At 64.1% G+C, this 11,524-nt stretch carries 10 protein-coding genes and 1 pseudogene; 2 read left to right on the top strand and 9 right to left on the bottom strand.

The genetic code is table 11. The annotated features are described in order from the left end of the window. A partial coding sequence (locus tag AABA86_RS33130) for a GH1 family beta-glucosidase (protein ID WP_338309741.1) occupies window positions 1–1,319 on the bottom strand: 1,319 nt, incomplete at its 3' end. 170 nt (window positions 1,320–1,489) lie between these two features. After that, entirely contained in the window at window positions 1,490–2,443 is a 954-nt protein-coding gene (locus tag AABA86_RS33125) for a LysR family transcriptional regulator (protein WP_338309740.1), read from the bottom strand. Window positions 2,444–2,525: 82 nt separating this feature from the next. Between AABA86_RS33125 and AABA86_RS33120 the strand changes: the two genes are divergently transcribed. Further along, entirely contained in the window at window positions 2,526–3,101 is a 576-nt protein-coding gene (locus tag AABA86_RS33120; protein ID WP_338309739.1) for a YybH family protein, read from the top strand. A gap of 67 nt (window positions 3,102–3,168) precedes the next feature. Here the strand turns inward: AABA86_RS33120 and AABA86_RS33115 are convergent, their stop codons facing one another. The 4 genes and pseudogenes from AABA86_RS33115 to AABA86_RS33100 form a co-directional block, all read right to left on the bottom strand. Then, complete coding sequence (locus tag AABA86_RS33115; RefSeq protein WP_212250348.1) at window positions 3,169–3,576, bottom strand: hypothetical protein; 408 nt, start codon at window positions 3,574–3,576, stop codon at window positions 3,169–3,171. A 58-nt stretch (window positions 3,577–3,634) separates the two neighbouring features. Next, window positions 3,635–3,802 carry a hypothetical protein gene (locus tag AABA86_RS33110; RefSeq protein ID WP_162832255.1) on the bottom strand — a complete coding sequence of 56 codons (168 nt, stop codon included), beginning with the start codon at window positions 3,800–3,802 and terminating at the stop codon, window positions 3,635–3,637. Between the two features lie 136 nt (window positions 3,803–3,938). Beyond that, entirely contained in the window at window positions 3,939–4,817 is an 879-nt protein-coding gene (locus AABA86_RS33105) for an SDR family NAD(P)-dependent oxidoreductase (protein ID WP_338309738.1), read from the bottom strand. Window positions 4,818–4,940: 123 nt separating this feature from the next. Further along, window positions 4,941–5,884, bottom strand: a pseudogene (locus tag AABA86_RS33100) (alkene reductase). Between the two features lie 103 nt (window positions 5,885–5,987). Between AABA86_RS33100 and AABA86_RS33095 the strand changes: the two are divergent. Then, window positions 5,988–6,872, top strand: coding sequence for a LysR family transcriptional regulator (locus AABA86_RS33095; RefSeq protein WP_338309737.1), 885 nt, complete (start codon window positions 5,988–5,990; stop codon window positions 6,870–6,872). Between the two features lie 95 nt (window positions 6,873–6,967). Here the strand turns inward: AABA86_RS33095 and AABA86_RS33090 are convergent, their stop codons facing one another. From AABA86_RS33090 to AABA86_RS33080, 3 genes are all read right to left on the bottom strand, one after another. Continuing rightward, window positions 6,968–7,327 (bottom strand): hypothetical protein, encoded by a 360-nt coding sequence (locus tag AABA86_RS33090; RefSeq protein ID WP_212250357.1) that lies wholly within the window; start codon window positions 7,325–7,327, stop codon window positions 6,968–6,970. Window positions 7,328–7,411: 84 nt separating this feature from the next. Next, window positions 7,412–9,883 carry a TonB-dependent receptor gene (locus tag AABA86_RS33085; protein WP_338309736.1) on the bottom strand — a complete coding sequence of 824 codons (2,472 nt, stop codon included), beginning with the start codon at window positions 9,881–9,883 and terminating at the stop codon, window positions 7,412–7,414. A gap of 164 nt (window positions 9,884–10,047) precedes the next feature. Then, window positions 10,048–11,406: a histidine kinase gene (locus AABA86_RS33080; RefSeq protein WP_212250361.1), complete on the bottom strand. Its 1,359-nt coding sequence runs from the start codon at window positions 11,404–11,406 to the stop codon at window positions 10,048–10,050. Window positions 11,407–11,524 lie beyond the last annotated feature (118 nt).

Genomic DNA, 11,524 nt, shown 5'->3' with positions numbered 1-11,524 from the left:
CTCCAGAGGAAATAGCCGCGCACCGGCACGCCCTCGGCGGTGGCGCGCTGGAGCTGGGCGAGATAGTTGCGCAGGTACATGATGCGGTCGGTGTCGTAGATCTTGCCGTCGGGCGTGACGACGTCGTCGCCGGAGGCGCCGTTCTCGCTGATGTAGATCGCGTCCGTCTTCCAGATCTTTGCCGCCAGCTTCGGCACCCAATAGAGCGTCTCCGGCCCGACCCGCAGCCAGTCCGAGTTCATGTGCGGGAACGATTTCGGGATCGGCAGCGGCATGAAGCCCGCACCCTGGTCGGACGCCACCACATAATTCTGCGGCGCGTAGATGTTGAGGCCGAGGAAATCGACCGGCGAGGAGATGATCTTCAGCTCCGCATCGGTGAATTTCGGTGCGTTGGGCCCGGCGAATTTCAGGAAGGCGTCGGTGTAGCGGCCCGTCATGATGACGTTGAGATAGCCGGCGTTCATCTCGCGCAGCGCGATTCCCGCGGCACGAACGTTCTCCGGCGTGTCGATCGCGGGCGCGCAGGCATCGATGTTCTCGGCCGGCCCCACTCTGGTGCCGCGGCGGCCATGGGCGCGCACCGCCTGCACCGCGAGCCCGTGCGCGAGCGCGCTGTTGTGCCTGATCTGGTTGACCTCGGCTTGCGGCAGCGTCACGCCCGGCGCGTCGATGCCGATGCCGTAGCCGAAATAGACGAAGCGGCCGCTCTCGTTCAGCGTGAACACGTTTTTGACACGGTCGGTCAGATGCTCGGCAACATAGGCGGCGTAGTCGCCGAAGATCTTGCAGGTTTCCGTCGAACGCCAGCCGCCGAAGCGATCCTGCAGCGATTGCGGAAGATCCCAGTGATACAGCGTCAGCCACGGCTCGATGCCGTTCTTCAAGAGCTCGTCGACGAGACGATTGTAGAAGTCGAGCCCCTTCGGATTGGGCTTGCCGTCGCCGTCCGGAAACAGCCGCGGCCAGGCCACCGAGAAGCGGTAGGCCTTGCAGCCGAGCGCCTTGATGAGGCCGATGTCCTCCTTGTAGCGGTGATAATGCTCATTGGCGCGGTCACCATTGGTGCCGTCCTCGATCTTGCCGGGGATGCGCACGAACTTGTCCCAGATCGAGGCCCCTCGCCCGTCCTCGTTGACCGCACCCTCGACCTGATAGGACGAGGTCGCCGTGCCCCAGACGAAGTTTTGCGGAAAGCCGCTGACATTGCGCGGCGGCGATGCCGGCCTGGCCTCGACGAGATCAAGCGGATTTGTCACCCCGGCTGCGGACAACCCCGCGAGCTTCGCGAACCGGCGACGCGAGACCTTGTCCGACATTGATGCTGCTCCGCCTCTCTTGGTTTCGGCCCGGCACAATGAACAGTTCGAGGCCATTTGAGAAGCGCGTCTGGGAGGACCCAGATCCAGCAAACGTAGACGGTGCGGCAGGCACAATGCCGTCACTTTTCGGCGTCGGATGAATAGTTTTCGGCTTCAGAGGGGCAGCTTTAGGGCCGCCCTGCTCCGATTGCGCTGACCACGACCTGCATGAGCCACGCGATGCCGGCGTCTCTCATCGCCGCCTTGGTTGCGATCGCGCGGATCGCATCCGGTTTACGCGCAAAAGGCAGCTCGACGAACACCAAGCCGAAACGGCCGGCGTGGTGCTCCACCAATCGGCGCGGCAATGCCGCGATCAGATCAGATCCTGAAAGCTGGACGAGCGCCATCATGAAATTCGGGACGGTCAAGGCGATGCGGCGCTCGAGGCCGCGCTTTGCCAACATCTGATCGACGAAACCGCGCGCTTCACCACTGAGAGATACCAGCAGGTGCTGTGACTGCGAGAATGCAGCACGGGTGGGCGCTTTCGCGAGAGGATGTCCCTTGCGCATGGCCAGCACGAAATCCTCGTCGTAGAGCCTGCGCGCCTCGAATCGCGGCGATACCGTCGGCAGCGGCAGCATTGCGACATCGAGCTCGCGTCTTTCGAGCATATCGAGGCTTTGGTGCCAGGGCTCCCCGATCGCGCCGCCGCGCGGCGCAGGCATCAGGTGGATCAGGGCGAGGTCGATATGGGGGGCCGCAGTCGCGATCGATCGCAGGAGCTGAACGGATGTCGAGACCAGTACGGCATCGGGGGCGCCAATCGTGAACCGGCGGCGGCTCTTCGCGGGGTCGAACGGTGCAGCCGAGCCGATCAGCTGTTCGATGCGCGCGATGATCTCGGTCACGGGCTCCTCGAGCTCCAAGGCCCGCGCCGTTGGAACGACGCCCTTCGGCGTCCGCAGAAACAGCGGGTCGTTCAGCAAGAGACGGAGCCGGCCAAGCGCATGGCTGACAGCCGACGGCGTCAGGCTCAGCCGGGCTGCAGCACGCGCGACATGACGTTCTTCCAGAACCAAGCGGAAGAGCACGAGGAGATTTAGGTCGATCCTGGATAGATCAATTTGGTTCAGCATATTGCTGAAATCATATCGCTGGATTCATCAAGATCAAGGTCTCATGGATGGGGTCATTCGTCGTTCGATCAGGAGACGTGAAATGGCCAAGAGACCGCCCGGTGTGAACAATTGGCCAGACCGGCAGGAGAAGATGTCGCGGCGCTCGATGATGGCCGCCACGGCGGCAATTCCGCTGTCCGTTCAGCTTTCAGCTGATGAGGCCGTCGCAAACGACGCGACAGCCAGCCTCATCGAACGTGCCCGCGCGAAAAATGCCGCGTTCATGCGTGGCGACATGGATCGCTGGCTCGAGCTCGTCCGCATCGCGCCGGATTTCACGTTGATGCAGCCCTTCGGCGGGCCTGCCAGTCGCGGATTCGACGCGAGCCCCAAGCGCCTGGCCGACCTATCGCGATACTTCAGGGAAGGCGAAACCGAGCTCGAGGTCTTGCAAACCTATGCATCGGACGCGCTCGTCGTTCTCGCAATGATCGAACACCAGCGGGCCGAAGTGGGCGGATTACCGGCCCAAGACTGGTCGTTGCGCGTAACCGAGGTCTACCGCAAGGATGGCACGGATTGGCAACTCGTGCACCGTCATGCGGATCCCCTGGTCCGAAGCATCACCCTGCAACAAGCCGCGATACTCGCCCGGGGCAGGCCGGAGGACAAATGATGTCCCTCGCCTCGCTGGAGCAGCCGGTCAGCTGGCCCCTGACGTCACGCATCGCGATACGAAATTTTCAGCGCGAGCGCTTCGGCAGCTTTGGCAGCTTGTCGGGATTGAATGCCGGGAACTGCTCGGTTCGCTCACTTGCCTGCGGCTGCTGTTCGGTCAGAATGAGCGTGCCCTTGAGGATCATTCCCGGCACTTGTTGTGCCGTCGCGGTGTAAGTCGCGATCTTGCCGGGACAGTTTCCCTCGATATCCAGGGTGAGCTCGTCTTCCACGCCGAAGACCGTTGCACGTCCGTCGGTATGACGCTTCGTTGATACGGTGGCGGTGAAGCGATCTCCATCGACCCGGCACGAGCCATGATACGTCATCAGGCTGTCGCGGCCCCAGATCTGTCCGTCTGCGACATGGACGATCCCGGTCCCCTGGTCGAGCGGCGTCTTGTACCACGCCGCATATGTCCCGTCCTTCAGCATGGGAGCAGTCTCCCTGGCATTCCCGCACAACAATCCGCATGATAGCACTAAGAAACCGTTAATCACGCGGCCCGTGCCAATCCGGCCTTTCCTTGCGCAGCTCGGCTTCAAGCTCCTCGACGATGCCGTGAAGCAGGCACGCGGCAAGTGGATCCGTCACCTCCCGTTCCAAGCGCCGATAGCGCGCGATCTGGCATTCCTGCTCTCTCAACTGGTGCTCTGTCATCAGACGGGCCCTCCAGCGAATCGACGCGCAGACAGCCGAGCAGTTTCGTTAAAATTTTAGGATCATTTGCCATGGTTTCTGAACGGTAAAGGACCATCGGGCGGTCTGTCCGCGCAGGCCTGGAGAGAAAGCCCGGTCATGTACCCTTCCCCGCTCGACCTTCCAGCGCGCGACTGACGAGTCTGTCGGAGGCCCCCATCAGCGCGGCCGCATAGGACGGCTCCGTGGACGACGGGCTCGCCAGGAGCGCCTCCGCCTTGTTGTTGAACATCGCACCGCTGCGGCCGTTGAGATCGCGCGACACCAGGAGCGGAACCAACCGCTCGGCATAAACATCCGGCTCGACCATCATGAAGCTGGTCAGCCATTCCACGACGGCGAACAGCGCGCGCGACCCGAGCAGATTGGCGCGGATGTTGGTCTTGACGAAACCGGGGTTGAGGCCGAACACATCGACGTCGGGAAAACGGCTGGCCGCCTCGATGACGAGCACTTCGTTTCCGGCCACGGTGTTCGAATGTGCGGCGAACCGTTTGTAGCTTCGTTCCGAGTTCAGGTCGTCGACATTCGCCCTCTGCTCCGTCCCCGGAAATCCCATGACGAACATGCGGGGCCTCAGGTCGGCCCGGGCGCGGTCCTTGCCAAGTCGCGGAGCAATCTCGTTGAGGATGACGCGGCGGCTCAGATAGCTGACGGCAAGGTCGCGCTCGATGCCTTCGCCCGTCACCTCGCGTTTGGGGCCTGCCATGATGCCGGTCGTGAAGACGATGATGTCCATCTTGCCGGCGGGCAGCGCGCTGCCAATGCGGCGCGCATCCCGCATCGAGCTCAGATCTGCCTTCATGAACGTGATGCGCGGCATGTCCTGGTCGCGGAAGGTCTGACCGATGACCAGGACATTCGCGCCCCTGGCTGCGAGTTGACGGCTGAATGCCCGACCGATCCCGCCGGTGCCGCCGATCACCGCGACATTCAGTCCATCGACCCGGAGGCTTTCGAGCGACGGTAGAGTCACGTTCAGGCTCTTGTCCAATTCCACGCGTTTCACTTCAGGTGCCTTCCGCAAGCATTGAATGAAAATGAGCGCTCTGCGCCGCAGTCGCAGCGCAGAGCCGATGAATGTGATGACCGCCAGTCCTCAGACGGCGGCAGCCGCGTCCCATGCGGGATAGTCGGTGTACCCGCTTGCATCACCGCCGAAGAAAGTCCTGCGGTCGGCCTCGTTCAGCGGCGCACCGGATTTCAGGCGGGTCAGAAAATCGGGATTCGCCAGGATCATCTGGCCGTATGCTTCCAGATCGGCCAGCCCCGCGGCGACGTCGGAACCGATACGATCGCGCGGACGGCCCGGCCTGTTCACGATCAGCTTGCCGCGCCACAGTCTGCGGAGGTCGGCGAGCAGGTGGTCGTCGCCCTGGTGCATGATGTGAAGGTAGGCGAGCGAAAGCTTGTCGAGCTCAGCGACCAGATGGCGATAGNNTCGATCGAGCCGCCATAGGCGTCGGTCCGGGTGTTCGCGCTCGGCGCAATGAACTGCTGGACCAGATAGCCGTTCGCGCCATGGATCTCGACGCCGTCCGCGCCTGCCGCGATGGCGTGACGCGCGGCATCGCGGAAGTCGCCGACGGTCCGGCGCACTTCGTCGATCGCGAGGGACCGCGGCTGCCGGATATCCTGCATGCCCTTCGGCGTGAACATCGGCGTATCGGGCGCGATCGCGGACGGGGCCACGCCCTGCCGGTGATGCGGCGTGTTGTCGGGATGCGACATGCGTCCGGCATGCATGAGCTGGATGAAGATATGGCCCCCCTTGGCGTGCACGGCGTCGGTGACCTTGCGCCAACCGGCGACATGCGCGGGCGTGTAGATGCCCGGCGTGGTCATGTAGCCCTGCCCGTCATCGGACGGCTGGGTGCCCTCGGTGACGATCAGGCCGACGCCGGCGCGCTGCGCGTAATATTCGGCCGCGAGGCCGCCGGGAACGCCGCTGGCATCGGCGCGCGAGCGCGTCATGGGCGCCATGACCAGGCGGTTTGGAAGTTCAAGTCCGCCGACGCGGACGGGACTGAAGAGCGAATTCACGGCGAGTTCCTTCTCGATGATGCAGAGAAGGGAGGTGGAGCTTCCACCTAATGGAATAAATGCCGTATAATGGAACAGATTGATCCATGTATGGGATAATTCGATGGAGCTGTTGAACGACATGGCGCTGTTCGTCGAGGTCGTGAAGGCCAGGAGCTTCCGGGGCGCCGCAGCGGTCCTCGACATGCCCAACTCCACCCTGTCGCGACGGATCGGCCTCCTGGAGAAGGAAATCGGGCTTCGCCTGCTGAACCGGACGACGCGCAGGATCGAATTGACCGAAGCCGGCCAGCTCTATTTCGAGCGCTGCAAGCGCATCGTCGACGAAGCGCGCCTGGCGCACGAGCAACTCGGCGNNCTCGGCGAGATGCTGGCGCGGCCGAGCGGACTGCTGCGCGTCTCACTGCCGGTGGATTTCGCCAACACCTATCTGGCGCCGTTGATTACCGAATTCGCACGGCAATATCCCGGCATCGATTTCGAGTTCGACCTGACGCCGCGGCGCGTCGATCTGGTCTCCGAACCCTACGACCTGGCGATCCGCGTCGGAGAATCCGAGGCCTCCCATATGATCGCGCGGCCGCTCGCTCGCCTGCACGGCCATCTCTACGCCTCGCCGCGCTATCTCGAAGAGAACGGCGAGCCGGACGAACCGGCGGACCTCGCGCATCATCAATGCCTCTGCCAGACCAGGGTGGGCACCTGGACGCTGCACAACGGAACGCAAACGGTCGAAGCCGGCGTCAGCGGCCGTTTCCACCTCAACAGCATCGGCATGCTCCGCCGCCTGGCGACGCTCGACATGGGCATCACGTTCATGCCGCAAGAGATCGTCGCCGATGAAGTCGCAGCCGGCCGACTGCGCCGTATCATGCCGCAATGGCAGGGCTTGCCGATGACCATCTACGCGGTCACCGAAACCCGGCTGCTCCCCGCCAAGACGCAACGCTTCATCGAATTCCTGAGAGAACGGCTGAGCCGGGACTAAATTCGCGCCAACTCCCGGTTTGTCAGTCGCAGGGTGTCCTGCAAGCTGTCGGGCGCTTCCCAAGCCGAAGGATTGGCAGCGAAAACGGCTCGCCTTTAAGAGACCAGACGAAGCCAGACGTCTCTGCTTGCCAGCGTGCCATTCGGCGTGGCGATTTCCATGTCCACGACGTGCAGGGAGCCGGGCTCGTCTGCGTAGATGTACCTGAGGTGCCACATGAGACCCAGGTCTGGTGAAATGACAAAATCGTCCAGCCCGTCGGTGATATCTCGAACGGCCTCGCGATGCGTCAATGGCGCAGAAAACATCGCATCGATCAGGTCGGCCAGGCTCATGCCCTCGACCAGCATGAGGCGGGCGACCTCATCGCCGTAAACATGTCGGAGCGCTGTAACGATAGCGGCGACGGCATCCGGATTTTTCAACGACACGGCAAAGCGAACCTCCGGGCGCATGATGCCGGAGGCAGGACATTTTACGCAAGCCGTCCGCCCAAGGCGGTGGGGAACTCTCTGCCCCGGCGCAGCCGGCACCCGTGCCTAGAACGTCACCCGCATGCCCGCATAGAACGCGCGGGGCCTCGCCGGGCTCAGCGAGCGCGGATCGGTGAAGTCATTGCCGCCGTTGGTGAAGTTGGGCAAGGCCTCGCGGTCGAAGAACTGTCCGTAGGTGGCGTAGCGCCTGTCGAAGACGTTGTCGACCCGGCCGTAGAGCTGGATGTTCTTCGCCACCTGGTAGGAGGTGTGGAGGTTGAATACCGTGTAGGATGGCAACTTGGAATATTGGTTGGACTCGTCGCCAACGAAATACTGGCTGGACACGAACAGTGCGTTGCCGCCGACCTTCCAGACGTCGGTCACGGCGTAGTCGATGCCGACCTTGACGCGGTGACGCGGGATCGCGGGAAGCTGGTTGCCTGGCGAAACCTGGATGGTCTCGGTCACGGGATCCCTGAACGGGCTTTCGGAGCCCAGCTCGAAAGCATCGAGGTAGCGTGCGTCCACGAACGCATAGCTGGCCTGGAACTGAAGCGTCGGCGACTTGATGTTGACCTCGGCCTCGAGTCCCTGGCGCCTGGTACGGCCGACATTGGAGAAATAGCCGAAGCCGGTGCGTCCGACCGCGGGAACGGCGACGATGTCGTCGTAATTGGTGGCGCGGAAGCCTCCGACCTTCCAGCCGAGCGTGCCGATGTTCAGCTCCCTCGTGCCGCGAAAGCCGGCCTCGATGGTCTTGGACACGACCTGCTTCAACGGCGGGTCCGACACCAGAAACGCCGCGATGAGGCAGGGCCGGGCCGGATCGGCGCAACCGAGCTCGAGCGGCGTCGGCACGCGGTTGGCCTCGGAATAGCCGGCATAGGCAGTCAGCTCCGGCGTGATCTTGTAGGTGCCGCCGATCACCGGATTGAAGCGGGTGAAGGTGTGGTCACCGTTGAGATCGGTGCCGAGCTGATCCTCGAGCGTGATGCGCGCCACGTTGAAGCGGCCGCCACCGGTGATCGCGAAGGCCTCCGTGACGTTGAAGGTGTCCATCGCGTAGAGGCCGTTATACTGGTTGACGGTCCGCAGCGAGACGGGGCCGGCAACGGTGGCTGGTGAGCCCGTCGGCCCCAGGAAGAGGCCGCTGCCGCTGACGACGTAGTTCTCGCCCATCGAGCCGATTTCGGCGGTGGCGGTATAGCGCGTGACGCTGGCATCATAGCTCGTGCCCACCACGAAGCGGTTGTCGTGGCCGAACAGCTGATCGGTGTTGGTGGCCTGCCCCGACACGCCGAAGGTGGTCGAGCGGATGGAGCCCCGGTCGATCTCGCCGAGGATGGTTCCGAGCGGATACGGATTGGCAAGCTGCGCGCCGTTGGTCCCGTTGGCCGCCGTCGTATCGTCGCCGAAGCACAGCAGCCCCAAAGCGGCGCACTCCTGCACGTCGGTCGGATTGCCGTCGACGATCTTCTGCTCGTACCGGCGCAAACGAGCGGTGCCTTCGAGCGTCCAGGTCGGCGTCGCATCGGCCTTTCCGGTCAGGTTGAGATAGCCGACGCGGTTGGACGTGGTCTGCGGCGTGGTGTAGGTCGCGCCCCAATATTTGTCGAGCAGCTCGGCCGGAACGGTGGCGCTGGCGCCGAAATCGTTCTTGGCGACGCCCATATTGGCGTGGAATTCGCTGTCGCCGGCCTTGTAGCCGACATCGCCGTAGAAGCGCCGCACGGTCGATTGCGAGAAATTGCGGAAACCGTTGTCGCGCAGGCCTTCGAGCGCGGCATAGACGCCGAAGTTCTTGTCGACCTGCTTGCCCCATTGCGCCGAGCCCTGGACGCGGCCGAACGAGCCGCCCATCACGTCGATCTCGGCGCCCTGATAGGTGAAGCCGTCCTTCATTTGCAGATTGATGGCGCCGCCGAGCGCGTTGAGGCCGAAAGCGGGATTGTTGGTGACCAGCGTCACCGACCTGATCGCAGCGGTCGGGATCAGGTCCCAATTGACGGCATCCGAGAAGGCTTCGTTGATGCGGACGCCGTTCTGATACACCGCAAGGCCTTGCGGCGTGCCGGTCACGGGCGAAGCGACAAAGCCGCGGAATTCGACATCCGGCTGGAACGGATTGCCGGTGACCTCGGTGATGTTGACGCCGGCGATGTTGTCGCGCAGCGCGTCGGTGACGTTCAGCGAGCCGGTGCGCTTGATCTGGCTGACATCGACGGCGTTGATCGCCGACGGGACCTTGTCGACATCGAGACCTCTGCCGGTGCCCGGCGAGGTCGGGTAGACATAAAGCCGTGTCTTCGGGGCGGCGGACGACGCTGCCCCGATGCGCGCGACCGGTCGCGTTGGCGCGGTACGCCTCGCTACCGACGGCGGCGGTGCCGCCACTTCGACCGGCGGCAGATTCTGGACGTTGGTCTCCTCGTCTTGCGCGGCCTCGGCGGGGCCCGCGAACAGCACCCCGGACGCCAGACCGGCCGACACCGAGGCCATCAATAAACGACGCTTGAACGAAAGAACCTTGCCCATCCCCGCCTTCCCATCCGTGACCACCGGCTGTTTTGATTTTCGCCGATTGGTTGAGACGAAGTGTAATCGGCGGCCGGTCGCGCGCCAGCCACAAAAGATCGGGCGTTATCCGCACCCGTTTTCCCGAGCAAATCGGGAATTTTTCCCGATCACTTCGGGAGCGATCAGGCGGCCGCGGTCGGAACCAGCGCCTCCACGGTCAATCCGCCGTCGCCGGAGACGACGTTGAGCGTGCCGCCCAGCGCCAGAATCCGCTCACGCATGCCGACGAGGCCGAAGCCGAGCTTCTGGCCCGGCTCCATGCCGCGGCCATTGTCGCTGACCCGCACCCGGGCGCAGAAGCGGCCGTCTTGGGCCATCTGCTCCGCCGGCTCGATGACGACATTGACCGAGGTCGCGCCGGCGTGGCGGAACACGTTGGTGAGCGCCTCCTGCACGATGCGGTAGATGGTGAGATCGGCGGTCTCGCCGGTGACCCCGAGCGACGGCGAGATCACGGTCTCGATCGCGACATCGGGATGCGATTCCCGCCACAGCCGCGACAGCGATTCGAGCGCCTGGCGCAGCCCGAGCTCGGCAAGACCGACGGGGCGGAGCCGTTCCAGCACGCGGCGATTGAACTGCTGCAGCGCGTTGATCTGCTCCAGCATGGCGCTGCCATGTTTTCGCACGGCCTCTGCGCTCGGGACGCGTCCGTCCGCCTGCTTCGCCAGCGCGCCGGCATGCGCGCGCAGCGAGAACAGGTACGGCCCGAACTCGTCGTGGAGCTCGCGCGCGATCTCCTTGCGCTCGATGTCCTGGAGCGACACCGCCCGCTCGGCGAGGCGCCGCTTGTCCTCGACCGCCTCACCGAGGGTTGCGGCCAGGTGGTTGAGCCTGGTGCAGATTGCGGCGAGCTCCGGCGCGCCGCCCGGCGCGACACGGGCCTCGTAATGTCCGTCTTCGAGCTTCCCCATTGCCTCCGCCAGCGACTGGAGCGGTGCCAGCGCCCGGCCGACCACACTCATCATCAGGAAAAACAGTGCCAGCGCGATCACCGTACCGACCTCGAGCTGGGTCACGATGCCGTCCCAGATCTCGGCGATCTCGTCATCGGGATGCGAGGTGATCAGGAGCGAGCCGAGCTTGCCATGGATCGAGACCGGCACGCTCACCGCGGTCTGCTCGGGATGAACCAGGCTGACGAACCAGGCCGGCGGCCCGCGCGTGTCCGCATCGGCGTCAAGCCGGGGCGGTGTCTGCGCATTGCCGCCGGCGTCCCGAAGCGTAATGCTGACATGGCGCAGACGGCTGAGATCGCGCGCGATCTGGTTCAGCCTGGCATCGGGATCGGGCGCCTCCTTGAGATCGGCCACGATCATCTCGATGAATTCGCGTGCGAGCCGGATCACGCTCTGGTCCTCGGCCTGCACGCGGGGACCCGCCTCCGCGACCTGGCGGCCGATATTGACGGCGAGCCCCAGCGCCAGCAGCAGCGCCAGCAGAAGGTTGATGCGCCCGCGCAAGGATAGATTTTGCCACATTGGTGTCGCTCGTGCCTCGCGAAGCTTCGCCCGCCGCTGTCCAATGACGTTGACAGAGGCGAAGCGGCGGATATCTAATCGGAAGCGTACAGCAATCCCGGCCGGGCGCGAAACAGGC

The sequence above is a fragment of the Bradyrhizobium sp. TM233 genome (assembly GCF_036247965.1).
Lineage (GTDB): Bacteria > Pseudomonadota > Alphaproteobacteria > Rhizobiales > Xanthobacteraceae > Bradyrhizobium > Bradyrhizobium ottawaense.
Note: the sequence above shows the minus strand (reverse complement) of the source record. Positions and strands in the feature narration are given on the sequence as shown.

Bases quoted from the DNA above. Each gene is read 5' to 3' on its own strand.
- AABA86_RS33125 (WP_338309740.1), bottom strand. From the start codon at position 2,443: ATGCTGAACCAAATTGATCTATCCAGGATCGACCTAAATCTCCTCGTG.
- AABA86_RS33120 (WP_338309739.1), top strand. From the start codon at position 2,526: ATGGCCAAGAGACCGCCCGGTGTGAACAATTGGCCAGACCGGCAGGAG.
- AABA86_RS33115 (WP_212250348.1), bottom strand. From the start codon at position 3,576: ATGCTGAAGGACGGGACATATGCGGCGTGGTACAAGACGCCGCTCGAC.
- AABA86_RS33110 (WP_162832255.1), bottom strand. From the start codon at position 3,802: ATGACAGAGCACCAGTTGAGAGAGCAGGAATGCCAGATCGCGCGCTAT.
- AABA86_RS33090 (WP_212250357.1), bottom strand. From the start codon at position 7,327: ATGCGCCCGGAGGTTCGCTTTGCCGTGTCGTTGAAAAATCCGGATGCC.
- AABA86_RS33085 (WP_338309736.1), bottom strand. From the start codon at position 9,883: ATGGGCAAGGTTCTTTCGTTCAAGCGTCGTTTATTGATGGCCTCGGTG.
- AABA86_RS33080 (WP_212250361.1), bottom strand. From the start codon at position 11,406: ATGTGGCAAAATCTATCCTTGCGCGGGCGCATCAACCTTCTGCTGGCG.